Here is a 26764-nt window from a genome sequence, read left to right as displayed (position 1 = left end):
CCGGACCATTCTGGAATCAGCCCGCCGCCACAACCATCCGCGAAACGAACGCGGGTATCCGATAAGTGCAAAACCCCGGGTAATCACTAGCATGCGGCGCATGGCTCCGAGCCCTGCCCCGCCCCCGACCCACGCGCCCGCCTGGCTGGACCGCAGTGCGCCCGCGGGCGCGGCCTGGGCGCCGCTGTCGGTGCTGGCCTCCGACGACCTCGACGAAACGCGCGACCAGATCGCGCGCATCTACAAGCCGCACGATCTGGCGGTGATCGGCCCTCGGCAGCGCGTGCGCGCCCGCATGCACCACCGCGCGCTCGGCCCTTCGGTGTCGCTCAACCGGCTGGCCCACGGCGCCGCGGTGCGCATCGACCCGGACCGGCTGGACGACTTCTTCCTGGTGCAGATGCCGCTGGCCGGCGAGGCGGCGGTGTGGCACCAGAACGCGCGGCACCTCAGCGCCGTGGGCGAAGCGACGGTGATCTCGCCGCAGGACGCGGTGCGCATGGAGTGGTCGTGCCATTGCGACCAGTTCATGCTGCGCATCGACCGCCAGCGGCTGCTGCACGTGGCGGCGGCCATCAGCGGCAGCGAACCGGCCGCCACCTTGCGGCTGGCGCCGCGGCTGGACCTGCGCCAGGGTTCGGGCGCGCACTGGTGGCAGCTGATGCACTACCTTGCCGCGCTGCTGCAGCCGGGCGGCGAGCACCCGTCGACGGGTCTGCACACGGCGATGCTGGAAGACCATGTGCTGGCCATGCTGCTGCGGGTGGCCTGGGCGCCGGCCACAGTGAGCCGGGCGCCCGCCAGCGCAACCGTGCCCCGGCTGCGGCAACTGGAGGACCACATCGAAGCGCACCTCGACCAGCCGCTGACCGTGGCCGACCTGGCGCGGGCGGTGAACAGCAGCGTGCGCCTGGTGCAGCAGCTGTTCGCCCGCGAGCGCGGCACCACACCGATGGCCCACATCCGCCGGCTGCGGCTGGAACGCGTGCGCCACGACCTGCTGCACCCCGGCCCGGACACCCGCGTGCTGCAGACCGCCGAGCACTGGGGCTTCGAACACCCCGGCCGCTTCGCCGCGGCCTACCAGCAGGCCTACGGCGAGAGCCCCAGCGCCACGCTCGCGCGCAGCCGCTGAGGTAGGCGCGAGCCGGCATCAGTGCCGGGCATTGTGTTTCTTGCGGTGAATGTTCCGGCTCGCGCGGTCCTGCGCGTGCTCCATGCGCACCGCTTCCCGCCCGGTGACCTTGCCGTCGCTTTCCATGCGGTTCTCCATGTTGGCAATGTACTGCTGCTGGTGCTCCAGGCGCTTTTCTTCGCGCCGCGTCAGCTGCCCAGAGGCGACGCCCTGGTCGATGCGTTCGGCCTGTCGGGCCTGGCGGTTCTCGACGCGCTGGGCCTGGCGTTCGGCCGGCGTGACAGCCTGCGCAGCGGTGACGGCGCCCAGCGCCAGGACGGCTGCGGTGAGGGGTTTGAGCCAGAATGACATGGTGATGTTCCTCCGTGGTGGCTCACGGACCACCCTGGCCCGTGTGCCTGTTGAACCCCCCGCGCAGCGGTCCCTTACGTCCCGCCGCCTTTGCCCGAGGAAATTGATCGGAATGGCGTAAGAGCCGTGGGCCTCGCGGGTTGAACCGGTGCCGCCCCACTGTTTTCCTTGCCCCATGCCGCTCCGGTTCCGCCACTTTCTGTCCTGCTGCCTGCTGGCCCTGGCCACGTTCGGTCTGCCCGCGCAGGCAGCGCCCGTGCCAGTGCCCGACGCACAGGCATGGCAGCGGCTCACACCCGCGCAGCGGCTGCAGCGCCAGGCCGACATCCGCGAGCGGCTAAAGCGCGCCACGCCGCAGGAGCGGCAGGAGTTCCGCGAGCGGCTGCGCGAGCTGCTGGTCAGCCTGCCGCCGCACGAACGGCAGGCCTTGATCGACGACGCGCGCGAGCGCTGGCAGGCCATGACCCCGCAGGAGAAACAGCGCCTGGCCGACGAGCGCCGCGACAAGCTGCGCGAGATGACACCCGCCGAACGCCGTGCCCTGCTGCGCGAACGGCGCGAGACGCTGGAACGCATGACCCCGGCCGAACGCCGCGCGCTGCGCGAGAAGCTGCGCACGGAATGAGCAGCGACTGGGCCATGTGGCGCGCCGCCTGCCAGGGTCATGAAGCCAGCGCCGTCCAGCTGGTGCGCCGGCTCACGCCGCAGGCCATGGGCCTGGCCCGGCAGCTGCTGCGGCGCCAGGAGGACGCAGAGGACGTGGTGCAGGAGTCGTTCCTGCGCCTGTGGGGCGCGCAGCCGTCCGACACCCGCGGTGCGGCGCTGGCAACCTACTTCAACACCATCGTGATCAACCGCTGCAAGACCTGGCTGGTGCAGCGCCGCGAACTGAGCACCGACCCCGAACAGCTCACCGAATGGATCGACGCCGGACCTTCGGGCGACGACGCCAGCGATCCCGGCAGTGACGCGCTGGATGCCCCGCGCCTGCAGGCGGCCATGCACCGGCTGCCAGCCCGACAGCGCATGGCCCTGGCCATGTGGGCCTACGCGGACGCCGACGCGGCCGGCATCGCGCGCTCGCTCGAACTCGACACCAACGCCGCCCACCAACTGCTGCACCGGGCCAAGGCGGCCCTGCACCGCTGCCTTCAGGAGAACCCGTCATGAACACGCCCTCCTCCCACGACCACGACGCCGCGCGCGACGAGGCGCTCAAGGGGCGTCTGAAGAACGCCCTGGAGCACAGCCCCGACGAAGGCTCCGACGCCTTGCAGGTGCGCGTGCTGGCGCAATGGCGCCAGGCCAGGCCTCAAACCGTAGTGGTGACCTCGACCGGCCCGCTGGCCTCGCTGCAGGCGGCATGGCGCCAGCACCCGGTGCTCTGGACAGGCGCGCTGGTGGCGCTGGCGATGGCGCTGTGGATGCTGCGCCCGGCGCAGGACCCGGTGCTGGAAGAACTGATGCAGCCCGATGTGCTGATGCTGATTTCCAATGGAGAGCTGTAGCGGGCCCTCAGCCGCCCGCGCGCTTGACCGTGTGGCCCTGGGCCTTGAGCGCCTCGATCACGCGTTCGACGTGGTCACCCTGCACCTCGATCACGCCATCTTTCACCGTGCCGCCGGTGCCGCAGAGCGTGCGCAGCTGCTTGCCGAGCGCCGCCAGACCCGCCGCATCGAGCAGCGCCCCCTTGACCACGGTCACGGCCTTGCCGCCCCGGCCCTTGGTCTCGCGCGAGACGCGCAGCACGCCATCGCCCTTGGGTACAGCGGGTTCGCCGCAGCGGCAGGCCGCCACCGGCTGGCGGCAGCCGGGGCACATGCGGCCCGATTCGGTCGAATAGACCAGGCCACCGGAAGAAGCTCGTGATTTCATGGGCCGGGATCGTAGCGCGTCGCCGACAATCGCCCCATGCCGTTTTTCTCTCTGGGCCTTGAGCCCGCTCTCGCCCAGGCCGCTGCCAACCTGGGTTTTGCCGCCCCCACCCCGATCCAGGCCGAGGCCATCCCGCCGGTGCTCGCCGGTCGCGACCTGCTCGCCAGCGCCCGCACCGGCTCGGGCAAGACCGCCGCCTACGCCCTGCCCCTGCTGCAGCGCTGGCTGGACCGGGCGGACACCGGGCCGCGCCGCACGCGGGCACTCGTGCTGGTGACCACGCGCGAACTGGCCGCGCAGGTCGGCGAGGTGCTGCGCTCGCTGGCGCAGGCGCTGCCCCGGCGCCCGAAGCTGGTCGTCGCCTTCGGCGGCGTCTCGATCAACCCGCAGCTGATGGCGCTGCGCGGTGGCGCCGACGTGGTGGTCGCCACCCCTGGCCGTCTGCTCGACCTGGTGGACCACAACGGCCTGCGGCTGGACGCGGTAGACCTCCTGGTGCTCGACGAAGCCGACCGCCTGCTCGACCTGGGTTTCGCCGAAGAACTGGCGCGTGTGCTGGGCCTGCTGCCGGCGCAGCGCCAGAACCTGCTGTTCTCCGCCACCGTGCCACCGGCGGTCGAAACCATGGCGCTGCAGCTGCTGCACGACCCGGTGCGGGTGGACGTGCCGACGCCGGACGACGACGCGGCCGCGCCGCTGGTGCAGCAGCGCGCCTTTGCGGTCGACGAGAAGCGGCGCACCCAGCTGCTGCGGCAGCTGATGAAAACCGAGGGCTGGAAGCCGGTGCTGGTGTTTGTGGCCACGCAGTACGCGGCCGAACGCCTGGCCAACAAGCTGCACCACGGCGAGGTCTACGCCACGGCCTTCCACGGTGGCCTGAGCCAGGGCGCACGCCAGACCACGCTGGGCGAGTTCAAGGCAGGGCGCTGGGACGTGCTGGTGACGACCGACCTGGCCGCGCGCGGCATCCACATCGACGGTCTGCCGGTGGTGGTGAACTTCGACCTGCCGCGCTCGGCTGTGGACCATGTGCACCGCATCGGGCGCACCGCCCGAGCGGGTCAGGCCGGCCTGGCGGTCAGCTTCGTGACCGCTGCGCAACTGGCGCACTGGCACCTGATCGAGAAGCGCCAGGGCCTGAGCCTGCCGCTGGAAACGGTGGAAGGCTTCGAGCCGACCGAAACGCCGCCACCGCCCGCGCCAGGCAACGGCGGAGTCAAGGGCAAGCGGCCGAGCAAAAAAGACAAGCTGCGCGCACAGGCAGCGAAACCGTAGCCCCCACGCTCCGCCGCTGCGCGGGTCGCTGCCCCTTGAGGGGGTGCGTTTCGCCTTGGGGCGGCCCGGCGGCGAAACCGCTTACTCTTCGTCGCTGGTCTGTTCACCGGCAGCTTCGGGCGCCGTACCCGCCGGGCGCGGCTTGCGCACGCCGGGCTTGGCCAGCAGCTCCACATAACACTGCGTGGCGCCGTCCTTGGCCAGCGCGTCCAGCAGGTTCATCAGCTCGCCCGGATGCACCACCTGCGCGCTGTCCTTGTCGGCGCCGAAGCGGCAGTCGAAGTCCCAGAAGTCCGCACCCTCGGGCAGATCGCGGCGGCGTTCGCGCTTCTGGTATTTGCGGATGTCGTGCTTGACGGCGTCGAGCACGCGGTCGGGGTGCTTGCCCTCGGGGCGCAGCGGATAGGTTTTTCTCATGGATGTCCTTGGGTTGGGTGCGTTCGCCCCGGCAGGACGTGAAACGGACCCGGATTATGCGGGCAGCACGATGTCGTAGCCGCCTTCGTCCAGGTGGCGGTGCGGGCCGAACACAGCCTCCAGAGCCGCGGCTTCGGCCATCTGCCAGTGCTCCAGCACCGTGCGCTCTTCGACCGTCAGCGCCTCGGGGTCGGGCGTCTCGCCGTGCTGCGCCACGATGCCCAGATAGGCGCGGTAGACCGGCGCCACCAGCGCCGCATCGCCCAGCGCATCCTCCAGCGCATCGCGGAACAGGCGTTCAGCGGCCTGGCGCTGGCCCGGCGGCGTGTCGTCGGGCACGTAGAGCTTGAGGGTGTAGGTCATGGCGGGGCGGCAGGCACAATGCCCGATTATCCCGCGCCGTCCCGACCTCCTGCCCATGAACACCACCCGCACCACACCGAGCAAGGACGACATCGCCCTCCTGCCCGAATTCCCCCGCCTGGGCCTGGACCGCATCGCGCTGGTGAACTCCGCGGTGGCCGCGCGCGAGGCGGTGGCGGCGCTGCGCGACCACGCCCACTGGGGCTTCGACACCGAGAGCAAGCCCACCTTCGTGCAGGGCGAGGTGTCTGACGGGCCGCACATCCTGCAGCTGGCCACGACGGAGCGGGCCTGGGTGTTCCAGCTGCACGACCCCGCCAGCCGCGACCTGGCCGCGCAGGTGATGGCCGAGGCCGGACACAGCAAGGCCGGCTTCGGTCTGGGCGACGACACCAAGCGCATCCGCGCCAAGCTGGGCGTCGAGCCGGTCGGGGTGATCGAGCTCAACCACCTGTTCCGCGCGAGCGGCTACCGCAAGGACATGGGCGTCAAGGGCGCGGTGGCGGTGCTGTTCGGGCAGCGCTTCATCAAGTCAAAGAAAGCCGCCACCTCCAACTGGGCCAACCCGCGCCTGACCGAGGGCCAGCTCATCTACGCGGCCAACGACGCCTGGGCCGCGGCCGTGGTGCACGAGGCGCTCAGGACCCGCGCGCCTTAGGCGGCCGGCTGTGGCGCAGCGGCGTGAGCAGCTCATCCAGGCCGTTGTGGTCGATTTCGTGCATCAGGGCGATCAAGCGCCCCAGCTCGCCCTTCGGGAAACCCTCGCGCGCGAACCAGTTGAGGTAGTGCCCCGGCAGGTCGGCAATCGCCCGGCCCTTGTACTTGCCATAGGGCATCTCTACGGTCAGCAAGCGCTCCAGCTCGGTCGGGTTCATGTCGCGGCGTGCGCACGGTCCAGCCAGTCGCGCACCGTGCGGTTGAACTGTTCGGGCTTCTGCTTCATGAGCCAGTGCCCGGCGTCCAGGCCATGGGCCGCGCTGCCCGGCGTGGTGGCGAGTTGCGCCAGCCAGCGCGCGGAATGGAACATGAACGGCTTGCGCTTGCCGAAGAAGAACAGCGTGGGCAGCGTCGGGCCGAACACCTTGTCGACCCGCGCCACGCCGCGCAGGCCACCCAGGGTGCCGAACCACTGCATCGCGTAGGGGTAGTTCATCTGCCAGGAGATCTGTGTCGCGGGGGTGCGGCAGCCGATGGTGCGCGCCATCCAGCGCGTCATTCGGTTGGCCAGTCCCGGCAGCAGCGGCCCGATCTTCCAGGCCACGGCCAGCCAGAGCTGGTAACCCGCGATCATGGCCTTTTCTTTGGCGGTCAGCGACTTCAGGTAAGCGCCGGTGTTGGTGTCGCCGATGTCGGCCGCCACCACGCGCGCCACCCGGTCCGTGTTCCGCGCGGCGTACTCGTAGCCGAAGAAGCAACCCCAGTCGTGCAGCATCAGCGTCACCTTCTGGTCGGGGCTGACCTCATCGACGATGGCCGCCACCAGTTGGCACATCTGATCCACCGACACCGGGCGCGGCGGCCGGCCCAGGTCGTAGCCCGGCAGCGCGAAGCGCACGCAGCGGTAGCCGTCCCGGAGCGCTGCCACCGACTCGTCCCACAGCGCGGGCGAATCGGGCCAGCCGTGCAGCATGACCACGGTCGGTCCTTCGCCGTCGATCAGGACCTCGATATCCTGCACGGTCAGCGTCTGCGTCATGTCGCGGTCTCCTCGGGTGATTCGAGCGGGCGATGGTAGCTTGGCGCAGATCAAGGGCGGTCGCGCCCGCGTCACCGACAATAGCGCCCGCCATGCACCGCACCATCTTCACCACCCCGGTGGTCGCTCCCCTGCTGCGAGCGATGTCGACCGGCTTCCTGCGGCTCACCGGCTGGACCGTCGAAGGCCACCTGCCGCCCAGTGCCGCCAAGAGCGTCTTCATCGCCGCCCCGCACACCAGCAACTGGGACCTGCCCTACACCCTGATGGTCGCGTTCGCGCTGCGCCTGAACCCCTACTGGATGGGCAAGGCCAGCATCTTCCGTTTCCCGTTCGGTGGTCTGATGCGCTGGCTCGGCGGCATCGCGGTCGACCGCTCGAAGTCCAACAACCTCGTCGCCGCCTCGGCCCAGGCCATCACCGAGGCCGACGGGCCGCTGCAGCTGATCGTGCCCCCCGAGGGCACGCGCAGCAAGACGCGCTACTGGAAGACCGGCTTCTACTACATCGCCACCACCGCCCGGGTGCCCATCATCCTGGCCTACATGGACTACGCGACCAAACGCAGCGGCCTGGGCCCGGTGTTCGAGCTGACGGGCGACATCGACGCCGACATGGTGCGCATCAAGGCGTTCTACCAGCCGTTCCAGGGCAAAAACGCCACCCAGTTCACCGGCGACTGAGCCGCACGACCTGTAACACGACTACAAAAGGTTTCATGAGAATAGGCGAAACCTTCCCGCAAATTGGGTAATCTGGCCGGGTGAGCCGCCAGCATTCCGTCTTCCAAGGGCCTCTATCCACCCTCTCGACCCTGTCCAGCACCTTGCGTGAAGGCCTGGGGTCGCTGCTGGGCGTCGAGAAGGTCCGCCACAACGACGCCGACGTGGCGCGCATCCGCCTTGCCATGCTGCGCCTGCATGGTGAGGACGGGCGCCTGAACAACCCCCGGCTGCACCAGCGGCTGCAACACACCCGCGATGCGGAAAGCCTTTGGTATGCACGGGCCGAGCTGTACGCCGATCTCTGCCAGCGCCACAACGAACCGCACGCGATCCGCGCGCTGGAATCGCTGCGCCCCATGTTCCGGGGCACCCTGCCCGACAGCCTGCTGCGGTCCCGGATGCCCGGGGCCTGAGCCCGCCGGGAGCCGACCCTGCGGCCAACCCGCCGGCAATCGGGGTCAGACGGCAGCGCCCAGCCGGCCCACGCCTTCTTCGATCTTGTCCAGCCCCACCGTCGCAAACGACAGGCGCAGGGTCGCGTGGTCGGGGTTGTTCGCGTAGAAGGGCGCACCCGGCACAAAGGCCACGCCCTTTTCGATGGCGCGTTTGGCCAGCTCACCGCCATCGGCCACCTTGCCGCCCGCGCCCGTGAGGCGGGCCCAGACAAACAGACCACCCTGTGGCTGCACGAACTCAATCGCGTCGCCCAGTTCGCGGCGCAGGGCGTTGCCCATGGTGGCGGCGCGCTCGGCGTAGACCGCGCGCACCTTGGCCAGGGTGGCGGGCATGCGGCCGGCCTTGAGGTACTGCGCCGCCGTGGCCTGGGCGAAGGTGCTGGTGTGGGCGTCGCTGAACTGCTTGCACATGGTGGCCTTGGCCAGCAGTTCGGCCGGGCCGACCATCCAGCCCACGCGCAGGCCGGGGCTCAGCACCTTGGACAGCGAGCCGCAGTGCACCAGGCGCTCGCGGCTGCCGGGCACGCTGGCGCTCAGGGCCAGCAGGCTGGGCGGTGGCGCGTCGCCGAAGTACAGGTCGCCGTAGGGGTCGTCTTCCACCACCAGCACGTTGTGCTGCACCGCCAGTTCCAGCACGCGCTTGCGGCGCTCCAGGCTCAGCATGGCGCCGCTGGGGTTGCCGAAGGTGGGAATCAGGTAGATGAATTTGGGCTTGTGCTCCACGATGAGCTGTTCGAGTCGGTCGGTGTCCACGCCCTGCCCGTCCACCGGTGCCGTCACGAGTTGGGCGCCGTACAGGCGGAAGCACTGGATGGTGGCCAGGAAGGTCGGGCCTTCGACGATCACCTTGTCGCCGGGGCTGACCAGGGTCTTGCCCAGCAGATCCAGCGCCTGCTGGCTGCCGGTGGTGACGATCAGGTTCTCGGGCGCCACGCCCTGGCTGCCCTTGCTGGTCATGAAGGCGGCGAGCTGTTCGCGCAGCGGGTTGTAGCCCTCGGTGGCGCCGTACTGCAGGGCGCCCCCGGCTTCTTCGGTCAGCGCAGCATTGACGGCTTCGCGGATGCCGTCCACATCGAACATGGCGCTGTCGGGAAAGCCCCCGGCAAAGCTGATGATGCCGGGCCTGCCCAGCAGCTTGAAGAGTTCGCGGATGGCGGAGGTTTCGACGTTGTTCAGGCGGTCGGCAAACGGAATGGCAAAGCTCATGCGGATGTCTCTGAAGAGGAATGGAAAGGTGGCGAAATGGTAGCGCCCTGCCCGGAACTACACTGCGCAACATGACACCCGCGCAGATCGAGACATTCTTCGCCACCCTCCAGGCCGCCAACCCGCAACCCGTCACCGAACTCGAATACACCAGCGTGTTCGAGCTGCTGGCCGCCGTGTTGCTCTCGGCGCAGGCCACGGACGTGGGCGTCAACAAGGCCACGCGCCGGCTCTTCCCGGTGGCGCACACGCCGCAGCAGATCCTGGACCTGGGCCTTGAAGGGCTGGAGTCGTATATCAAGACCATCGGCCTGTACCGCAGCAAAGCGAAACACCTGATGGAGACCTGCCGCATCCTGGTGGAACGCCACGGCGGCCAGGTGCCGCGCACGCGCGAGGCACTCGAAGCCCTGCCCGGCGTGGGCCGCAAGACGGCGAACGTGGTGCTCAACGTGGCCTTCGGCGAACCGACCATGGCGGTGGACACACACATCTTCCGCGTCGGCAACCGCACCGGCCTGGCGCCAGGCAAGACGCCGCTGGCGGTGGAGCAGCAGCTGCTCAGACGCATCCCGGCCAGGTACCTGGTGGACGCCCACCACTGGCTGATCCTGCACGGGCGCTATGTCTGCCAGGCGCGCAAGCCGCTGTGCCACCAGTGCGCCGTGTCGGCCTGCTGCGACTTCAGACCCAAGACGACGGGCTGAGGCCCGCCTGCCCAGGTACCGGCGCTCACAGCAGTGCCTGCGTGAGCGCGTGCAGCAGCAGCCCCACCAGCGCGCCCACCAGGGTGCCGTTGATGCGGATGAACTGCAGGTCGCGCCCGATGTGCTCTTCCAGCACGCGGCTCATGTCCTGCGCATCCCAGACCTGCACGCGCTGCGCCACGAAGCCGACGATGGCTTCGCGGCTGGCCTCCAGCACGCGCAGCAGCACCTGGTGCGCCTGCGTGTTGAGCCAGTCGCGCAAGGAATCATCGGCCAGCAGTTGCCGGCCCGCCGCCTGCGCCACCTGCGCGCAGCGGGCTCCCAGGTCGGACTCGGGCCGGGCCGCTTCCTCGCGCAGGCGCTTCAACACCTCGTGCCACCAGGCCTCGATCGGCTGACTCCACTGCGGCTGGTCCAGCCAGGCATCGCGCCAGACCGCCACCCGCTGTTGCCAGTCGGCATCGGTCTGCAGGCGCTCGATGGCGTCGGCCATCCAGTCGTCGAAACGGCGGCGCAACTCGTGCGCCGGGTCGGCCGCCACGTCGGAGAGCGTGTGCGTGAGCGCGGCCACCAGCTTGCGCGTGGCCAGGCGGGCAGCCATCTGGTCGAGTCCGACGTACTTGAGCTCCTTGAGTTCCCGCGCGATGCGATCGGTGAGCTGCTCCTGCACCGACGCCTGCTCCGCCCATCGCGCCATCTGCTGCAGCAGACCGTCCAACCACTGCTGGTGATGCCCGTCGCGGGTGAGCGCGGCCAGCGCCTGACCGCCCAGTGTGGCCACATCCACCTGCCGCAACAGACGCTGCGCCAGGCCGGCGATCCATTGCCGGACATCGCTCTGGTCCAGGGCGCCGAGCACGGCGGGGGTGGCCTGCTGCACCCAGCGCCCCACCCGCTGGGCCGATTCGGGCTGTTCCAGCCACTGTCCCAGCTCTCGCGCGAGGTCCCAGCGCGCCAGCATGGGCTGCACATGCTCGGCGGTGAGGAAGTGCGTGCCGAGAAACCGCGCCAGCTGCGCGCCCAGACGGTCCTTGTTGGACACGATGATCGCCGTGTGCGGAATGGGCAGTCCCAGTGGATGGCGGAACAGCGCGACAACCGCAAACCAGTCGGCCAGCGCCCCCACCATCGCGGCCTCGGCCGCTGCCGCGACATAGCCCCATGCGACATGGCGCGGCTCCATCAGCGTGGCGCCCACGTACACCCCGGCCGCCAGCAGCAGCAAACCCAGCGCCAGGGCCTTCATGCGGTCAACCGGGCTGAACGACGCGGAACGGGAACCATCCATAGACCCGAGTGTGCCCTCTCGCGGCCGACCTGCGCCTCAGACCTCGAGCACCATCCACTCGCCCGTCTGGGGTGCGTCACGCGGCCATTCCCTGGCGGATGCGATGGGGCGGCGCTCGTGCTGCGCGAGATGCATCGCCGAGCGGATCACGCCCGCGTGGGTGATCCACAGCGCCTCGCCGCCCTCGCCAACAGTCGCGCGGGTGTCGTCCAGCGCGTCGGCCACCCGGGCCATCAGCTCGTGCACGCTCTCGGCGCCGCCGAAGCGGTGCAGCGCGAAGTCGGCCATCCAGGTGTCGAATGCGGCGCGCGGCACCGCGTCCCAGGCCGTCTGCTCCCAGGTGCCGAAGTCCATCTCGCGGATGCGCGGGTCGGTCTGGGTCGCGCCCAGGTCGGGGCGGTGCGCCCGCAAGGCCTGGTGCAGCTGCTGCGCCCGCCCCAGGTCCGACACCCGTACCGGCAGGCCGGCCGGCAGCAGCGGCGCGATGGCCTGCGCCGCCTCGGCAGTCAGGGCTTCGTCTGCCGGCACGTCGCTGGCGCCGTAGCACAGGCCCTGCGGCAGCACCACCCGCGCATGGCGCAGCAGCCAGAGCTTCATGGCGCCGCGGCGGGCAGGGACAGCGACAGCGCGAACAGGAACGCGATCTCGCTCACCTGCTGCGTGGCGCCCAGGCCGTCACCCGTGAAGCCCTGCAAGCGCCGGCGCAGCAGCCGGCCCATCCACAGCAGCCCCAGCAGCGCACCCAGCACCGCCTGCGCCCAGCGCACCGAGGGCAGCAGCGCCACCACCAGGCCCATGGCCAGCGCCCACCAGAGCACGCCCACCGCCAGCGCGCCGCGCCCGATGCTCTCGGCCAGCGGCTTGGACTTGGAGCTGGGCGTGTCGCCAACGTGCTGCATCGTGTGGATGACGAACAGCGGCATCAGGCGCGAGGTGACGTGGCCGGCGAACAGCGCCACCGCGGCCACCAGCGCCCCGCCCGACTGCGCGATCAGCGCCAGCACCGCCACCTTCGAGAACAGCGCCAGCACCAGCGCGATGGCGCCGAAGCTGCCGATGCGCGAGTCCTTCATGATTTCCAGCGCGCGCTCGCGGTTCGACGAACCGCCCAGGCCATCGGCGAGGTCGGCCAGCCCGTCCTCGTGGAACGCACCGGTCAGCAGCACGCTGAACACGGTGCTCAGCAGCGCCGCCACCCAGGGCGCTGCGGGCTGCGCCGGCAGCCACCACCACACCGCGGCAAACACCGCCGCAGTCGGCAACCCCACCACCCAGCCCACGCCGGGGAAATGCGCCGCGCTGGCGCGCAGCATGGCCGGAGAAAAACCCACCCAGTCCGCCAGCCGCCCGGTGACCGGGATGCGGGTGAAGAACTGGACAGCGATCAAAAAGTGACGGACGAAGGCCATGCCCTCAGCGTACCGCCGTTTCGGCGCTGTCCTGTCGCGACACACCGGCCGAATCGAAGCTGGCCATCTCGCGCAGGATGGCGCAGGCGCTCATCAGCAGCGGCCAGGCCAGCGCGGCGCCGGAACCTTCGCCCAGGCGCAGGCCAAGGTCCAGCAGCGGCTCGGCTTTCAGGTGTGCCAGCATCAGCGCGTGACCGCGCTCGCCCGACTGGTGGGCGAACACGCAGCGCTGCAGCACGGCAGGTTGCAGCGCGCTGGCCACCAGCACGGCCGAACTGGCAATGAAGCCGTCGACCACGATCACACGCCGCTCGGCCGCGGCCTGCAGCACCGAGCCGACCATGGTGGCGATCTCGAAACCGCCGAAGGCCGCGAGCGCGTCCAGCGGGGCCTTCGCGTCCGGGTGGCGCGCCAGCACCTGGCGCAGGATGCCGATCTTGCGCTGCACCGCGGGGGCGTCGAGCCCGGTGCCCGCGCCCGTGCAGTCCACGATGTCGAGCCCGGCCAGGCGGCTCATCAGCAGCGAGGCCGCCGAGGTGTTGCCGATGCCCATCTCGCCCAGCAGCAGCGCGTTGCCCGGCAGGTCCTTCACCAGTGCGGCGCCGCTGGCGATCGCGACATTGCACTGTGCGGCGCTCATCGCCAGGCCTTCCAGTGCGTCGGCGGTGCCGGGCGCCACCTTGTTGATGACCAGGCCGGGGCGCGGCGCAAAGTCGTGCCGCACGCCGCAGTCGACCACTGTCAGACCGATGCCGTTCTGCCGGGCCAGCACGCTCACGGCCGCGCCGCCGGCCAGGAAGTTCTCGACCATCTGCCAGGTCACGTCGCTCGGGTAGGCCGAGACGCCGCGTGCGGCCAGGCCGTGGTCACCCGCGAACACCACCAGCTGCGGGTCCCGCAGCTCGGGCGCCTCGCTGCCCAGGATGAGGCCGATGCGCTGCGCCAGGCGCTCGATCTGGCCCAGGGAGCCGACCGGCTTGGTCTTGTTGTCCAGCAGGTGCTGCAGGCGCGCGGCCAGCTCGGTCTGGGTGACGTCGTCGAGGACGGGGATTGGGAAATGCATGGTTCAGTCCTTGTGAATGAGGGCATCGAGCACACCGGGCTCGACATGTTGTTCAAGAAAATCAGCCAGCCCGTCGAATACGGTGTCCAGCGTGGGCACACGGGCGCCGAACAGCGCGCGCAGCACCGCCGGGTCTTCGAACAGACCGTGCAGGTAGCAGCCCAGCACGTTGCCCGCCGCGTTCTGCCAGGCCAGACCGGGCATCACCTCGCGGGCGATGTCGCCCTTGGCGGCCATGGCCGGGTGCTGCGCGGTCTGCCCGTGGTGAATCTCGTAGCCGGCGGTGGTGACGCCCGAGAGCGCCTGCCATGCACCGGTCAGGTCTCCGAACGCCGCCGTCGTCCGGCGCACGGTTTTCTCGGCGTCGAAGGCCGTCACAAGTGGCAGCAGGCCCAGGCCGGGTGCGTTGCCGTCGATGCCATGGGTGTCGATCAGCGCCTCGCCCAGCACCTGCAGCCCGCCGCAGATGCCCAGCACCGCCCGGCCCTGTGCCGCGTGATGGGCCACGGCCTGGTCCAGCCCCTGCGCGCGCAGCCAGGCCAGGTCGGCCGCGGTCGACTTGGAGCCGGGCAGCACGATCCAGTCCGCGCCCGCGCAGTCGGCCGGCGTACGCGCCCAGACCAGGCGCACGCCCGGCACGTTCTTGAGCGGCTGGAACTCGTCGAGGTTGCTGATGCGCGGCCAGGCAATCACAGCGATGGTGGTCTGCACCGCACCCGCCGCGCGTGTCTTGTCATCGAAGACGCCATCTTCCTCGGGCAGGCCGTGCTGCCACCACATGGGCAGCGTTGCCACCACCGGCACGCCGGTCAGGTCTTGCAGCATCTGCGGCGCGGGCGCCAGCAGGCTGGCGTCGCCCCGGAACTTGTTGAGCACGAAGCCTTTGATGAGTGCGCGCTCGTCCTCGGGCAGCAGCGCCCAGGTGCCATACAAGTGGGCGAATGCTCCGCCACGGTCGATGTCGGTCACCAGCAGGCAGCGTGCGTCGGCGTGGCGCGCGACGCGCATGTTCACGATGTCGCTGGCGTGCAGGTTGATCTCGGCCGGCGATCCCGCGCCTTCGATCACTACCACGTCGCTTTCTTCGCGCAGCGCGTCCAGCGCCGCCGCGATGTGCGGCCAGACGGTCTCGCTGCGGCCGCGCCAGGGCATGTCGCTGAGTGCGCGGTGCACCTCGCCCATCAGCACCACCTGGCTGCGCGTGTCGGCCTCTGGCTTGAGCAGCAGCGGGTTCATGCGGACGTCTGGGTCGGCTTTCGCGGCGAGCGACTGGAAGTACTGGGCACTTCCGATTTCCGCCCCCACGCTCCGCCGCTCACGCGGGTCGCTGCCCCCCAAGGGGGCTGTTTCACCTTGGGGCGGCCCGGCGGTGAAACGCCCTTCGCCCTCCGGCCCCTTGGCCACCACCCGAGCGTTGTTGCTCATGTTCTGCGCCTTGAAGGGCGCCACCTTGAGGCCCTGGCGGGCGTAGTGGCGGCACAGCGCCGTCGTCAGCCAGCTCTTGCCGGCGCCGCTGGTCGTGCCCAGCACCATCACACACACCGCAGTCATTCCGATGTCTCCACGTTCGTTTCGAGCGCACACAAGGCTGCGTCCAAAGCGGCCAACGTCTCAGGGCGCTGCGCGCTCAGGCGCCACCAGCCCGGCAGGCCGAACGAGGTGGCGTCGCGCAGCTTGATGCCCTGCTCACGGAGGGCGGCGGCCTCTATGGTTCGTGGCGGCCTGGCACAGCCGTAGGCGGTGTCGCTGGGCGCGCAGGTCCAACCGTGTGCCGCCAGCATGGCGCGCAGGGCACCCGCCCAGTCGGCCAGCGTGTGGCGGCTCGCGGCCACCCAGTCTTGCACCTCGGACGTGGTCCAGGCCAGCAGCATGGCCTCACCGTGCGCACCGATGGGCCAGGACGCAGCGAGCGCGTCCAGTTCGGCGACGTCGGCGTGCGCACCCAGCGGCGCAATGGCGTAGGCCGCGCGCACCCCCGTCAGGCCAAGTGCCTTGTTGGGCGACCAGAGCTGCCAGACGCGGTCCAGTTGCGCAGCATCCAGCACACTGTGGCCACGCAGCCGCAGCGGTGCGTAGGCACGGTCCAGCACCACGGTGCGCGGCGTGTGGTTCAGCGCCGCTCGAACCACCTCGGCCGATTCGCCCTGCCCCAGCGGGCTGCCGGGGTCGCAGAGCCAGACCAGCGGTGCCTGCCCGGGATCGTTCACCCGTTCCAGCCCCCAGGCCGACGCCGCGTGGGCGTAGTCGCCGTAGGCATGCTGCGGCGTCCAGAAACGGCGGTCGCCCAGGCGCCAGCGCCAGGCTGTCAGGCGCTGAACGCATTCGCTGGCGCTGGCGGCCAGCAGCACGCGCCACGGCGCCACACCGTGCAGGTCCGCCAGCGCGGCGCGCAGCCGGGTGTAGGCCGGGTCGGGGTAGTGCACGGCATCCGCGCGTTGCACCGCCTGCAGCGCCATCGGGCACGGCCCGCAGGCGTTGGCGTTGCTGGAAAAGTCCCAGCGCGCGACGCCCTGGGCGTCCGGCCCACCGTGGAAGCGCGCCGTCATAGCTGGCCCCCCAGCGACAAAGCCAACACACCGCCCGCCAGCAGCGCCAGCACCGCCACCACCTGGCCACAGCGCCGCAGGGCGCGCGCCGTGTCGGTGGCCCGCGGCGCCCTGCCCTGGCCGTTGAGTTGATACACGCCGGGCTTGCCCAGACGAATGCCCAGACCCACGGCCAGCGCGCCCATGGGCCAGCCGCCGTTGGGCGACGGCGTGAGGCCGGCGTTGGCGGCCACGGCCGACCATCCGCGGCCCATGGCTGGCAGCGCGATCAGCAGCGCGGTGAGGCGCGCCGGCAGCCAGGACAGTGCGTCGTCCACCCGCGCGGCCCACTTGCCCGCCCAGGTCCAGTCGCGGCCTCCGCGTTCGCCCCGGTAGCCCCACATGGCGTCGGCGGTGTTGGCAAAGCGGTAGAGCGCCGCGCCGGGCAGACCGGCCACGGCGAACCAGAAGATGGGTGCGACCACCGAGTCGTTGAGGTTTTCGGCCAGCGTGGACACCGCCGCCTCGCGCACCTGCGATTCGCTCAGGGCGGTGACGTCGCGGCTGACGAGCCAGCCCACGCGCTGGCGCCCGGAGGCCAGCGATTCGGCCAGGGCCGCTTCCACCGCCCGCACCTCGTCGCGCAGCATGCGCCAGGACAACATGGGTTTGAGCAGCACACCCAGCAGGGCCACCTGCGCCAGCGGATGCAGCTCTTCCATCGCCCACCCGGCGGCGAACGCCAGAGCCGCCACCAGCGCCGCACCGACACACCAGCCGAGCGCGCCGAGCCAGAACTCGGCCCCCGGCCGCGGCACCGCGCCAGCCGCACGCGACACCCGCCGCCCGACCGCACCCAGGAAGTGCCCCATGGCCACCACCGGGTGCAACCGCACCGGTGGTTCGCCGAACAACCGGTCCAGCGCCAGCGCGACCAGCACCGCACCAGCCAGCACAGCGGCATCGGGGGTGGGCAGGCCGGCGAAGTCCATCAGAAGATCAGGCGTGGGCGCGGGTGGTGTGCATGCCCATGCGCTTAAGCAAGTCTTGATCGGCCTCCACGTCGGCGTTGCCGGTCACCAGCAGCTTGTCGCCGTAGAAGATGGAATTGGCACCGGCCAGGAAGCACAGCGCCTGGGTCGATTCGGCCATCTGCCGGCGCCCGGCCGACAGGCGCACCTTGGCCTTGGGCATGGTGATGCGGGCCACGGCGACAGTGCGCACGAATTCGAGCGGGTCCAGATCGGGCTCGTCCGCCAGCGGCGTGCCCGGCACCTTGACCAGGTGGTTGATCGGCACCGACTCGGGGTACGGCGCCAGGTTGGCCAGCTGCGCGATCAGGCCCGCGCGGCCGGCGCGCGATTCGCCCATGCCCACGATGCCGCCGCTGCAGACATGGATGCCGGCCTCGCGCACATGGCCCAGGGTGTCCAGGCGGTCCTGGTAGTCGCGCGTGCTGATGACGTCGCCGTACAGCTCGGGCGCGGTGTCCAGGTTGTGGTTGTAGTAGTCCAGGCCCGCGTCCTTCAGGCGCTGTGCCTGGTCGCCAGTCAACATGCCGAGGGTGCAGCAGGCCTCCAGGCCTTCGTCCTTGACCACGCGCACCAGCTCCTCGACCTTCTCCAGGTCGCGGTCATTCGGCGCGCGCCAGGCCGCGCCCATGCAGAAGCGCGACGCACCGGCCGCCTTGGCGCCCAACACGGCTTCGCGCACGTCCTCGGCGGTCATCATCTTGCTGGCCGCCACACCGGTTTCGTAATGCACCGACTGCGGGCAGTAGCCGCAGTCCTCGGGGCAGCCACCGGTCTTGATCGACAGCAGCGTCGCCAGCTCCATGTGGGTCGGGTCGTGGTGCTCGCGGTGCACGGTCTGCGCACGGTGCATCAGTTCAGGCAGCGGCAGGTCCAGCAGGGCCTGCACGTCGGCGACGGACCAGCGCTCCGCGGTCACGGAGGCCGGCTTGGCGGGGCGGTGCAGGGTCACGGGGGCTTCAGCGATGTGATTCATGGGGGTCTCCAGGGGTCAATCCTCAATGCCGCGCTGCGCCGGGATGCCGGCGTTGAACGCGTGCTTGATTTTGGTCATTTCGGTCACGGTGTCGGCCAGCTCGATGATCTCGGGCGGGCAGCGGCGGCCCGTCAGGCAGACGTGCACATGGCTGGGCCGTTCGCGCAGGGTCTGCAGCACACCGTCCAGCGGCAGCCAGCCATAGATCAGCGGGTAGGTGATCTCGTCCAGCACGACCAGGAAGTGCTCGCCTCCCAGGATGGTGGCGCGCGCCTTCTCCCAGCCGTCGCGCGCCAGCTGGGCCGAGTGCTCCAGGTCCTGGCTCTTCCAGCTGAAGCCATCCCCCAGCCCTTCAATCGGGATGCCAATCTGTTCGAACATGCGGTGCTCGCCGAAGCGCGCGCTCGGCACCTTCATGAACTGGTAGATCTTGACGGCCTTGCCGCGGCCATGGGCGCGCAGCGCCAGGCCGAAGGCGGCGGTGCTCTTGCCCTTGCCGTCGCCGGTGTTGACGATCACGATGCCGCGGCGTTCGCCCTCGGCTTTCTCGTAGGGTTTTTCGCTCGGCGGGGTTTCAATCTGCATGGTGTGAAGTCTTCAAGGGGTTGATCCGCGGCAGCGCCACCCACTGCCCTTGCAGCGCGTGCACCTCGATGCGGTGGTCAAAAACGGCCTCCAGCGCGCGGTGCGTGGCGGCGTCGGCACACGGCCCCTGGTGTGTGACGCGGCCTTGCGCCATCACCACCAGTTCGTCGGCGTGCAGGGCCATGCCCACCTCGTGCAGCACGCTGACCACTGTCTTGCCACCCTGCACCAGCGCCTGCACCAGTTCCAGCCAGTCGGCCTGGTGCGGCGGGTCCAGGTTGGCCAGGGGTTCATCCATCAGCAGCACCTGGGCTTCCACGGCCAGGGCGCGGGCCAGCAGCACGCGCTGGCGCTCGCCGCCCGAGAGCTGGCCCAGCGCTCGGGCGCGCCAGTCCCAGGCCTGGGTGGCGCGCAGCGCGCGCTCCACCGCGGCGCGGTCTTGTGCGCTGGGCGGGCTGAGCCAGGCCTGGTGCGGCAGGCGGCCGAGCATGGCCACGTCCCACACCGTCAGGTCGTCGGCACTGGCCTCGTTCTGCCCCAGCCACGACAGCTGGCGGGCGCGCTGGCGGTGCGGCCAGTCGGCCAGCGGCCGGCCCAGCAGGGCCACCGCACCGCTGTGCGGCAGCAGGCCTGCCAGACACCGCAGCAGCGTGGATTTGCCCGCGCCGTTGGGGCCGACGATGCTGGTCCAGCGCCCTTGGGGCAGGTTCAGCGAGATGCGGTGCAGGATCGGCTCGTCGCCCAGGCGGGCGCTCAGGTCGCAGGTCTGGATGGCGAGGCTCACAGGCCACCTCCGCGCGAGATGCGCGTGTTGCGCTGCATCAGCCACAGCAGGTAACCGCCACCCAGCACCGCGGTGAGCACGCCCACCGGCAGCTCCTGCGGCGCGATCAGCCAGCGCGCCAGCGTGTCGGCCGCCATCAGCAGCGCGCCGCCCATGCAGCTGGCCAGCAGCATCAGGTAGGCACTGGTGGTCTTGACCAGCGAGCGCACCAGGTGCGGCGCGGCCAGGCCCACAAACGCAATCAGCCCGGTCTGCGCCACCGCGGTGCCGGTGGCCAGCGCCAGCACGGCCACCAGCGCGGCGCGCATGGGTCCCAGCGGCAGGCCCAGGCTGCGCGCGGTGGCGTCGCCCAGGCTCAGGCCATCGAGCACGCGCGCCAGCAGCCAGGCCGACAGCGTGCACAGCACCCATACACCAGCCATCAGCACACAGGCGGTCCAGCCCACGAAGCTGGTCGATCCGAGCATGAAGGCCTGCATGGCCTGCAGCGATTCGGGCGAGAACAGCAGCACCAGGTGCGTCATGGCGCCCAGCACCACGCCCACCACCACACCAGCCAGCAGCAGCCGCAGCGTGTGCTGCACACCGCGCGAAAGCACCAAGGTGATCAGCACCGCCAGCACCGCGCCACAGAAGGCCGCGCCGGTCAGGCCCAGGCGCACCAGCGCGCTGCTGGAGAACACGCTGACCGCGACGCCGCCGTTCATCATGCTGCCGCCCAGCATGCCGGCGCCGCCGCCCATGGCCGCGAGTGCCAGCGCCACACCGAGGGACGCGCCCGAGGCGCTGCCGAGCAGGAAAGGGTCAGCCAGCGGGTTGCGGAACAGGCCCTGCGCCACCGCACCGGCAAGGCCCAGCAATGCGCCTGCGGCCCAGGCCCCCAGGGTGCGCGGCAGGCGGATCTCCCACACGATCTGCTGCGCCATGGCGGTGGCGGCCGGGTCGGCCTGCGGGTCCAGCAGCGGGCCGACCAGGTTCTCGAAGCCGGCGCTGCCCACACACACGCCGAGCACGGCCAGCACCGCGGCCGCCAGCAGAAGGGCCGCCACCAGCCAGGACGCCCGGCGAGCGTTCACGAACGCGCCCCCGCTTTCTTCGCCGCCTTGTCGGCCAGGCAACGCGCCATCAGGCGGGCGCCTTCGGCCATGCGCGGCCCGGGGCGCACCAGGGTGTCGGACTCGTCGGTGCTGAACACGCACAGGCGCTGCTCGCGCATCGCGCGCATGCCCATCCAGCCCGGGCGCTGGGCCATGCCGTCCACGCTGCGCTGGCCGATCATGATCAGGTCCGGGTCGGCGCGCACGATGTACTCGGGGTTGAGTTTGGGAAACGGCCCCAGCGAGGCCGGCACGATGTTCCTGGCGCCCAAACGGGTGAGTGTCTCGCCGATGAACGAGCCCTCGCCCGCCGCGTACGGCCCGGGGTTGACCTCGAAATACACCCGCATGCCGCGCGCACCGGCCGGCAGCGACTGGGCCGCCGCCATCACCGCGGCGTCGATGGCGCGCCAGATGCGCTGCGCGTCCGGCACCTCCAGCAACTGGCCGATCTTGAGCATCACCCGCTGCACGTCGGCGTGGGTCTTGGGCTCCAGCGCCAACACCTTGATGCCCAGCGCGCGCAGGCGGTCCCCCGCGCGGGACGAGGTGGCCATCAGCACCACATCGGGCCGCAGCGCCACGATCATCTCGATGTTCGGGTCCAGCCCGCCGCCCACCTGGGGCAGCTTCGTCAGGCTGGCGGGGAACGTGGAATAGCGGTCCACACCCACCAGCCGCGGGCACTGGCCCAGCTCGCACACCGTCTCGGCCAGCGAGGGCAGCAGGCTCACGATGCGCTGGGGCGAGCGCTCGAAGTTCACCACCACGCCGTTGTCGTCGGTAATCTGCAGGGCCGCCTGTGCAGTGCCGCCGATCAGGACCATCAAGGCCCCCACCAGCACGAGCCAGGCGTTGCGCATCCGGTTCATGTCCTGTCCTTCAAAGTCAGCGGCAGCCCCGCCGCCATGAGCGTCACGCGCTCGCAGGCCGCGGCCACCTGCTGGTTCAGCCGGCCCAGCGCGTCCACAAATGCGCGCACCTCGCGCCCCATCGGAATGACTCCCAGCCCGATCTCGTTGCCCACCAGCACCAGCGGCCCGGGCGCCGCGGCAATGGCCGCACACAGGTCTTCGCCCGCCGCGATCACGGCCGCTTCGGGGAGCGCCTGCGCCGGGTCGGCCGGCATCGTCAGGTTCGTCAGCCACAGCGTCAGGCAGTCGACCACAATGAGCGTGTTCGCGTCGCTGTGCCGCGTCAACGCCTCGGCCAGCGCCAGCGGCTCCTCCACCGTCGCCATGCCCGGCACGCGCAGCGCTCGGTCGGCCTTGTGGCGTTCGATGCGCTCGCGCATCTCATCGTCCCAAGCCTGGCCGGTGGCGATCATCACCGCGCGGTGCGCGGGCGACACGTCCAGCCACTGCCGCGCGAGCGTCTCGGCGCGGCGCGACTTGCCGCTGCGCTGGCCACCGAGGATGAACGTGCTGCGCGCCACGTCAACCATGGGCCACCATCCAGGCCTTGACGATGCGGTGCATCTGCTCCACCCCGTCGGTCAGCGCCGCCGGGCCGGGCTGCAGGATGTCGGCCGACTTGATCTCGAACAGCTGGCCGTTCTTCACCGCGGGCACGTTCTGCCAGCCGGGGCGTGCGGCCACCTTCTCGGCGCGGAACTTCTTGCCGCACCAGGAGCCGATCACGATGTCCGGCGCGCGCGCCACGATCTCCATGCCGTCCGCGATGATGCGGTGCTTGCCCAGCGACTGCACCGCCAGTTCGGGGAACACGTCGTCGCCACCAGCAATGCCCAGCAGCTCCGACACCCAGCGGATGCCGCTGATGTGCGGCTCGTCCCACTCTTCGAAGAACACTTTCGGCCGGCGCTTGCCCGTTGCCTCCAGCGCGGCCACCTCGGCGCGGATGGCGTCCAGGCGCTGGCGCATGGCCGCGATGCGCGCCAGACCTTCGTCGGCGCAACCGACCATGGCCGCGACCTGGAACAGCATGGAAAAAATTTCGTCCACGCTGCGCTGGTTGAACACCGTCACCTGCACGCCAGCGCGGATCAGCGCGGCGGCGATGTCGGCCTGCAGGTCGGAAAAACCGAACACGCAGTCGGGCCGCAGTTCGAGGATCTTGTCGATCTTGGCGTTGAGGAAGGCACTGACCTTGGGCTTCTCGTCGCGCGCCCGGCGCGGCCGCACGGTGTAGCCGCTGATGCCGACGACGCGCGCCTCCTGCCCCAGCAGGTACAGCCACTCGGTCGTCTCTTCGGTCAGGCAGACGATGCGTTGCGGTCCGGGCAGCACGGTCTTCATGCGGTCTCCGCCAGAAACAGTTGTGCCGTGGCCTCGGGGTTGGAAGCAAACCATGCGTGGAAATAGCTCGCACGCACCGGGCCCTGGCCGTACACGGCCTCGGGTCGACCGAACCTGCCGCCCGGCACGGTGTGGGCCACGGGCGCCAGCGGCGACGTGGTCAGCGAGTAGTGGAAGGTGTGCCCCCGCAGCTCGCCGAGCGCCGTGTCCCAGCGCTGCGGGCCGAGGGCGGCCAGGCGCGGCTGCATCGCCACCTCGCCAGGCAGAAGGCCCCACATCGGCACCCGCGAGCCATCGGCCAGCGTCAGCCCCTCGAACAGCGGCATCATGCCGCCGCACTCGGCCCAGACCGGCTTGCCGGCGGCGACATGCGCGGCCAGCGCGGCGCGGCAACGCGTGCCCTTCCCCAGCGCGTCGGCGTGCAGTTCGGGGTAGCCGCCGGGCAGCCAGACCGCGTCGCAGTCGGGCACCGCCTCGTCGGCCACCGGCGAGAAAAACACCAGCCTGGCTCCCAGCGCGCGCAGCGTATCGAGGTTGGCCGGGTAGGTGAAGCAGAAGGCCGCGTCGCGCGCCACCGCCACGGTGCACCCGCGCAGCAGCGGCGCCACCGGACGCTCGGCTTGCGCTTCAAAATGAACGGCCCAGCGCTGCCAGCCGGTCACATCGAGCTGGCCCAGCGGCGTGGCCGCCATCGCGTCGGCCAGCGCGTCCAGCCGTGCCATCGCATCGGGCAGTTCGGACGCCACCGTCAGGCCCAGGTGGCGCTCGGGCAGCGCAAAACCGGTGTCGCGCCGCAGACCGCCCAGCCAGCCCGCGTCGATACCCGCCGGCTCGCGGCCCAGATCGTCGCCGCGCACCGAGGCCCGCAGCATCTTCTCGTGCCCTTCGCTGGCCACGCGGTTGGCCAGCACACCGGCCCAGGGCAGGCCCAGGCGGTAGTGGCGCAGGCCGTGCACCAGCGCGCCGAAGGTGCCGGCCATGGAGCCGGCGTCGATCACCGCCAGCACCGGAATGCCCAGCTTCACCGCCAGATCGGCCGCACTCGGCTCACCATCGAACAAGCCCATCACTCCTTCGATCAGGATCAGGTCGCTGCTCGCTGCGGCCTCGTGCAGCCGCGCGCGCAGGTCGTGCTCGCCGTTGAGCCAGAGGTCCAGGTTGTGCACCGGGTGGCCGCTGGCCAACTGGTGCCAGTGCGGGTCCAGAAAGTCCGGCCCACACTTGAACACCCGCACGCGCCGCCCGGCCCGCGCGTGCAACCGCGCCAGCGCCGCGGTGACCGTGGTCTTGCCCTGGCCGGAGGCCGGCGCAGCGATCAGCAAGGCGGGACAGACGGCGGCGCGATCCATCGTGAACCTCAGCGGGGCGACCAGCTCAGACCCAGGTAGAAGCTGCGACCGGCCGTTGCGTAGCCCAGCACCGACTCGTAGTCCTTGTCGGTGACGTTGTCCACACGCGCCAGCAGCCGCCAGTCACGCGCGATGTCGGTGCTGGCCGTCAGGTTCAGCAGCGTGTGGGCAGGCAAAGGTTTCGTGTTGGCTTCGTCGTCGTAGCGCTTGCCCAGGTGCTGGACCTCACTGCCCAGGCGCCAGCCCCCCACCGGCACGTCCGCCGTCAGCGTGGCCTGCGTTTCGGCGCGGCGCGCCAGCAGCTTGCCGGTTTCGGCGTTCTTCGGGCGCATCAGGTCCAGCGAAGCGCCCAGGGCCACCTCGCCCAGTGTCGTGCCGCCGGCCAGCGTCACGCCGGTGTAGGTGGCACGGCCGGTGTTGCCGTAACAGCCGGCGTAGTCGCCCACGCCGTTGACACAGCTGCCCGGGCCGGCCAGGTAGTCGATCAGGTCTTTGACGCGATTGCGGTAGACCACCACGGAGGCGCGGCTCGCAGCCTCCTGCCAGCGCAGCCCCGCTTCCATGTTGCGCGCGGTTTCGGCCTTGAGGTCGGGCGTGCCGTAGATGCTGAAGCGCTGGAACAGCGTGGGGGCGCGGAAGGCCGTGCCCACCGAGCCGGTGAGCTGCAAGGTTCTGGACAACGCGTAGCCATAGGCCAGCGAGCCGGTGGTGTGGGCACCGAATTCGCTGTCGTCGTCGCGGCGGGCGTTGAGCTGCAGCGTGTGTTCACCGGCACGCAGGCCGTAACCCAGCGCAAGGGCGTTCTGATGCCGCTGGGTGTCGACCGGCGTGGTGCTGACGTTCTCCAGCTGGTCCTCCCGCCGCTCCAGGTCCACCGTGAGCTGGCCCGGCCCCACGCGCATCTCGTTGCGCAGCAGCCAGCTGTCCACCGTGGTGTCCGTCAGGTAGGTCGAGGGGGCAGTCTCGTAGCGGTCGGTTCCGCGGCTGACCCCCACGCGGGTGCTCCACACCTCGCTCCAGCGGCTGTTCCAGTTCATGCCCACAGTCTGCAGCCGCTGCCTGGCCTGGTCGTCCTGCCCCGGCATGAAACCGTCGTAGCCGGCCTTCTGGCGGTTGTCCAGCAGCGTGGCCTCCAGCTTCTGCCCCTCGGAAAGCTTCCATCCCAGTCGACCTGAGAACGACTCGTTGCGGTACCCGTCGCGGTCGGGGTTGCCGGAGGGCTTGGCGTTGAAACCATCGCTGCGTTCGGTGCCCAGACCGAAGGCGTAGTCGACCACACCATCGCCACCGCGCAGCGCGGCGTTCAGTTCGTAGGTGCTGTTCGACCCCACGCCGATGCGCAGCGAAGGGAAGAAACCCTTCTCCCCGTGCCGCGTGAAGATCTGCACGACACCAGCCATCGCATCCGAGCCATACACCGCAGCCGCCGGCCCGCGCAGCACCTCGATGCGGTCTACCTGGGACAACGGGATCGCATTCCAGGTGGCCCCGCCCGTGGATTGGGAGTCGATGCGCACGCCGTCGACGAACACCGCCGTGAAGCGGCCCTCGGCGCCTCGCACATACACACCCGTGGTGGACGCGGGACCGCCGTTGCGGTTGACGGTCATGCCCGGCAGACGCTCCAGCACGTCGGAGACCGACGCGGCACCCAGGCGGTCAATGGCGCCGCGGTCGACCAGGGTCACATCCGCCACCACATCTGTGACGGGCAGCTCGGACCGGGTCGCAGACACCACGACGGTAGGCAGGGAGGACTGTGCGAGAACAGGGAAAGCGATGGCGCATGCCAGGGGCAGCGCGGCCAGGCGCACCGGAGCAGAAAGGAAAGACATGAATGAAAACAAACGATGGTTGCCCTCGCCGTCTTCCCCGACAGCGCATGGGCGTCACGGCAACGGACCTGATTCAGGACACGTCACCACCGTGTTGGCCGGTATCCGGGCTGGCAGAACGACCTCCACCGCCTTCCCGGAGCGCCGGTCGAAACCGGTTGTCCAGTGGCTGTGGGGTGAAGGCAGGGACCGGGCGAAAGCCCGCATCCCGTCTGCTTACCGTTGCGGGGGCAGCGCAGGTTAGGTCGGTCGGCGTGGACTTCCCCTCCTGCTTCCCGTTGAACTGCGGCATGTGAACCACACCGCGAGCACCAACGGAATCCATTGTAAGCCCGTGCTCCTTGCGGCAACCCTACAAT

General features: G+C 70.4%; 32 protein-coding genes and 1 riboswitch. Of the genes, 9 read left to right on the top strand and 23 right to left on the bottom strand.

What is annotated here, in order from left to right:
- Positions 1 to 100 precede the first annotated feature (100 nt).
- Positions 101 to 1135: an AraC family transcriptional regulator gene (locus HPF_RS10240; protein ID WP_165961679.1), complete on the top strand. Its 1035-nt coding sequence runs from the start codon at positions 101 to 103 to the stop codon at positions 1133 to 1135.
- Positions 1136 to 1153: 18 nt separating this feature from the next.
- Here the strand turns inward: HPF_RS10240 and HPF_RS10235 are convergent, their stop codons facing one another.
- Complete coding sequence (locus HPF_RS10235; protein ID WP_133156538.1) at positions 1154 to 1486, bottom strand: hypothetical protein; 333 nt, start codon at positions 1484 to 1486, stop codon at positions 1154 to 1156.
- A 175-nt stretch (positions 1487 to 1661) separates the two neighbouring features.
- On the opposite strand from HPF_RS10235, the gene HPF_RS10230 reads away from it, so the two are divergent.
- The 3 genes from HPF_RS10230 to HPF_RS10220 are packed head-to-tail and all read left to right on the top strand — an operon-like array spanning position 1662 to position 2994.
- Positions 1662 to 2111, top strand: coding sequence for a DUF3106 domain-containing protein (locus HPF_RS10230; protein WP_133156537.1), 450 nt, complete (start codon positions 1662 to 1664; stop codon positions 2109 to 2111).
- On the top strand, positions 2108 to 2656 hold the full coding sequence (locus HPF_RS10225) for an RNA polymerase sigma factor (RefSeq protein ID WP_133156536.1): 549 nt from the start codon (positions 2108 to 2110) through the stop codon (positions 2654 to 2656). The genes HPF_RS10230 and HPF_RS10225 overlap by 4 nt, the downstream gene beginning before the upstream one ends.
- Positions 2653 to 2994 (top strand): hypothetical protein, encoded by a 342-nt coding sequence (locus HPF_RS10220; RefSeq protein ID WP_133156535.1) that lies wholly within the window; start codon positions 2653 to 2655, stop codon positions 2992 to 2994. The genes HPF_RS10225 and HPF_RS10220 overlap by 4 nt, the downstream gene beginning before the upstream one ends.
- A gap of 7 nt (positions 2995 to 3001) precedes the next feature.
- On the opposite strand, the gene HPF_RS10215 is transcribed toward HPF_RS10220, so the two are convergent.
- Positions 3002 to 3361 carry a translation initiation factor Sui1 gene (locus HPF_RS10215; RefSeq protein WP_066154413.1) on the bottom strand — a complete coding sequence of 120 codons (360 nt, stop codon included), beginning with the start codon at positions 3359 to 3361 and terminating at the stop codon, positions 3002 to 3004.
- Between the two features lie 36 nt (positions 3362 to 3397).
- On the opposite strand from HPF_RS10215, the gene HPF_RS10210 reads away from it, so the two are divergent.
- The gene (locus tag HPF_RS10210; RefSeq protein ID WP_133156534.1) at positions 3398 to 4636 is read left to right on the top strand and encodes a DEAD/DEAH box helicase; all 1239 of its coding nucleotides are present in this window, start codon (positions 3398 to 3400) and stop codon (positions 4634 to 4636) included.
- Between the two features lie 81 nt (positions 4637 to 4717).
- Here HPF_RS10210 and HPF_RS10205 read toward each other — a convergent pair whose 3' ends face one another.
- Together HPF_RS10205 and HPF_RS10200 are read right to left on the bottom strand one after the other, a co-directional pair.
- Complete coding sequence (locus tag HPF_RS10205) at positions 4718 to 5053, bottom strand: DUF6172 family protein (protein ID WP_066154419.1); 336 nt, start codon at positions 5051 to 5053, stop codon at positions 4718 to 4720.
- 54 nt (positions 5054 to 5107) lie between these two features.
- Positions 5108 to 5416, bottom strand: a complete 309-nt coding sequence (locus tag HPF_RS10200; RefSeq protein ID WP_066154424.1) for a hypothetical protein — start codon at positions 5414 to 5416, stop codon at positions 5108 to 5110.
- Between the two features lie 55 nt (positions 5417 to 5471).
- On the opposite strand from HPF_RS10200, the gene HPF_RS10195 reads away from it, so the two are divergent.
- Positions 5472 to 6074, top strand: a complete 603-nt coding sequence (locus tag HPF_RS10195) for a 3'-5' exonuclease (RefSeq protein WP_066154427.1) — start codon at positions 5472 to 5474, stop codon at positions 6072 to 6074.
- Here HPF_RS10195 and HPF_RS10190 read toward each other — a convergent pair.
- Together HPF_RS10190 and HPF_RS10185 are read right to left on the bottom strand one after the other, a co-directional pair.
- The gene (locus HPF_RS10190) at positions 6055 to 6291 is read right to left on the bottom strand and encodes a DUF3820 family protein (RefSeq protein WP_066154429.1); all 237 of its coding nucleotides are present in this window, start codon (positions 6289 to 6291) and stop codon (positions 6055 to 6057) included. The genes HPF_RS10195 and HPF_RS10190 overlap by 20 nt on opposite strands.
- A complete protein-coding gene (locus tag HPF_RS10185) occupies positions 6288 to 7112 on the bottom strand; it encodes an alpha/beta fold hydrolase (RefSeq protein ID WP_133156533.1) in 825 nt (274 codons plus the stop codon). Before HPF_RS10185 ends, HPF_RS10190 begins: the two co-directional genes overlap by 4 nt.
- Before the next feature lie 92 nt (positions 7113 to 7204).
- Between HPF_RS10185 and HPF_RS10180 the strand changes: the two genes are divergently transcribed.
- Both HPF_RS10180 and HPF_RS10175 read left to right on the top strand, forming a co-directional pair.
- Positions 7205 to 7795, top strand: coding sequence for a lysophospholipid acyltransferase family protein (locus tag HPF_RS10180; RefSeq protein WP_133156532.1), 591 nt, complete (start codon positions 7205 to 7207; stop codon positions 7793 to 7795).
- Between the two features lie 80 nt (positions 7796 to 7875).
- The gene (locus tag HPF_RS10175; RefSeq protein ID WP_133156531.1) at positions 7876 to 8250 is read left to right on the top strand and encodes a hypothetical protein; all 375 of its coding nucleotides are present in this window, start codon (positions 7876 to 7878) and stop codon (positions 8248 to 8250) included.
- Between the two features lie 45 nt (positions 8251 to 8295).
- On the opposite strand, the gene HPF_RS10170 is transcribed toward HPF_RS10175, so the two are convergent.
- On the bottom strand, positions 8296 to 9486 hold the full coding sequence (locus HPF_RS10170) for an aminotransferase-like domain-containing protein (protein WP_133158077.1): 1191 nt from the start codon (positions 9484 to 9486) through the stop codon (positions 8296 to 8298).
- Between the two features lie 83 nt (positions 9487 to 9569).
- On the opposite strand from HPF_RS10170, the gene nth reads away from it, so the two are divergent.
- A complete protein-coding gene (nth, locus tag HPF_RS10165; RefSeq protein ID WP_133156530.1) occupies positions 9570 to 10205 on the top strand; it encodes an endonuclease III in 636 nt (211 codons plus the stop codon).
- A 25-nt stretch (positions 10206 to 10230) separates the two neighbouring features.
- Here the strand turns inward: nth and HPF_RS10160 are convergent, their stop codons facing one another.
- From HPF_RS10160 to HPF_RS10085, 16 genes are read right to left on the bottom strand one after another with little or no spacing between them, the layout of a single operon-like run.
- The gene (locus tag HPF_RS10160) at positions 10231 to 11493 is read right to left on the bottom strand and encodes a DUF445 domain-containing protein (RefSeq protein ID WP_133156529.1); all 1263 of its coding nucleotides are present in this window, start codon (positions 11491 to 11493) and stop codon (positions 10231 to 10233) included.
- Positions 11494 to 11529: 36 nt separating this feature from the next.
- Positions 11530 to 12090, bottom strand: coding sequence for a histidine phosphatase family protein (locus HPF_RS10155; protein WP_133156528.1), 561 nt, complete (start codon positions 12088 to 12090; stop codon positions 11530 to 11532).
- Positions 12087 to 12902, bottom strand: a complete 816-nt coding sequence (gene cobS, locus HPF_RS10150) for an adenosylcobinamide-GDP ribazoletransferase (protein WP_133156527.1) — start codon at positions 12900 to 12902, stop codon at positions 12087 to 12089. Before cobS ends, HPF_RS10155 begins: the two co-directional genes overlap by 4 nt.
- Positions 12903 to 12906: 4 nt before the next feature.
- Positions 12907 to 13965 (bottom strand): nicotinate-nucleotide--dimethylbenzimidazole phosphoribosyltransferase, encoded by a 1059-nt coding sequence (gene cobT, locus HPF_RS10145; protein ID WP_133156526.1) that lies wholly within the window; start codon positions 13963 to 13965, stop codon positions 12907 to 12909.
- A gap of 3 nt (positions 13966 to 13968) precedes the next feature.
- Positions 13969 to 15516 (bottom strand): cobyric acid synthase, encoded by a 1548-nt coding sequence (locus tag HPF_RS10140; protein WP_133156525.1) that lies wholly within the window; start codon positions 15514 to 15516, stop codon positions 13969 to 13971.
- Entirely contained in the window at positions 15513 to 16511 is a 999-nt protein-coding gene (locus HPF_RS10135) for an aminotransferase class I/II-fold pyridoxal phosphate-dependent enzyme (RefSeq protein ID WP_133156524.1), read from the bottom strand. The genes HPF_RS10140 and HPF_RS10135 overlap by 4 nt, the downstream gene beginning before the upstream one ends.
- On the bottom strand, positions 16508 to 17482 hold the full coding sequence (gene cbiB, locus HPF_RS10130) for an adenosylcobinamide-phosphate synthase CbiB (RefSeq protein ID WP_133156523.1): 975 nt from the start codon (positions 17480 to 17482) through the stop codon (positions 16508 to 16510). Before cbiB ends, HPF_RS10135 begins: the two co-directional genes overlap by 4 nt.
- Before the next feature lie 7 nt (positions 17483 to 17489).
- Entirely contained in the window at positions 17490 to 18488 is a 999-nt protein-coding gene (gene bioB, locus HPF_RS10125) for a biotin synthase BioB (RefSeq protein WP_424955197.1), read from the bottom strand.
- Between the two features lie 24 nt (positions 18489 to 18512).
- Entirely contained in the window at positions 18513 to 19082 is a 570-nt protein-coding gene (cobO, locus tag HPF_RS10120) for a cob(I)yrinic acid a,c-diamide adenosyltransferase (protein WP_066260253.1), read from the bottom strand.
- Complete coding sequence (locus HPF_RS10115; RefSeq protein ID WP_133156521.1) at positions 19072 to 19866, bottom strand: ABC transporter ATP-binding protein; 795 nt, start codon at positions 19864 to 19866, stop codon at positions 19072 to 19074. The genes cobO and HPF_RS10115 overlap by 11 nt, the downstream gene beginning before the upstream one ends.
- Complete coding sequence (locus HPF_RS10110; protein ID WP_133156520.1) at positions 19863 to 20942, bottom strand: FecCD family ABC transporter permease; 1080 nt, start codon at positions 20940 to 20942, stop codon at positions 19863 to 19865. Before HPF_RS10110 ends, HPF_RS10115 begins: the two co-directional genes overlap by 4 nt.
- Entirely contained in the window at positions 20939 to 21835 is an 897-nt protein-coding gene (locus HPF_RS10105; RefSeq protein WP_243721721.1) for an ABC transporter substrate-binding protein, read from the bottom strand. The genes HPF_RS10110 and HPF_RS10105 overlap by 4 nt, the downstream gene beginning before the upstream one ends.
- The gene (gene cobU, locus HPF_RS10100) at positions 21832 to 22407 is read right to left on the bottom strand and encodes a bifunctional adenosylcobinamide kinase/adenosylcobinamide-phosphate guanylyltransferase (protein WP_066154468.1); all 576 of its coding nucleotides are present in this window, start codon (positions 22405 to 22407) and stop codon (positions 21832 to 21834) included. The genes HPF_RS10105 and cobU overlap by 4 nt, the downstream gene beginning before the upstream one ends.
- On the bottom strand, positions 22400 to 23221 hold the full coding sequence (locus HPF_RS10095) for a cobalamin-binding protein (protein ID WP_133156519.1): 822 nt from the start codon (positions 23219 to 23221) through the stop codon (positions 22400 to 22402). Before HPF_RS10095 ends, cobU begins: the two co-directional genes overlap by 8 nt.
- The gene (locus HPF_RS10090; RefSeq protein ID WP_133156518.1) at positions 23218 to 24570 is read right to left on the bottom strand and encodes a cobyrinic acid a,c-diamide synthase CobB; all 1353 of its coding nucleotides are present in this window, start codon (positions 24568 to 24570) and stop codon (positions 23218 to 23220) included. The genes HPF_RS10095 and HPF_RS10090 overlap by 4 nt, the downstream gene beginning before the upstream one ends.
- A gap of 8 nt (positions 24571 to 24578) precedes the next feature.
- Entirely contained in the window at positions 24579 to 26405 is a 1827-nt protein-coding gene (locus HPF_RS10085; RefSeq protein ID WP_133156517.1) for a TonB-dependent receptor domain-containing protein, read from the bottom strand.
- 79 nt (positions 26406 to 26484) lie between these two features.
- Positions 26485 to 26736, bottom strand: a riboswitch (cobalamin riboswitch).
- Between the last annotated feature and the right edge of the window lie 28 nt (positions 26737 to 26764).

This window comes from Hydrogenophaga pseudoflava (assembly GCF_004353865.1).
Lineage (GTDB): Bacteria > Pseudomonadota > Gammaproteobacteria > Burkholderiales > Burkholderiaceae_C > Hydrogenophaga > Hydrogenophaga pseudoflava.
This window is presented reverse-complemented; position numbering and strand designations above follow the sequence as displayed.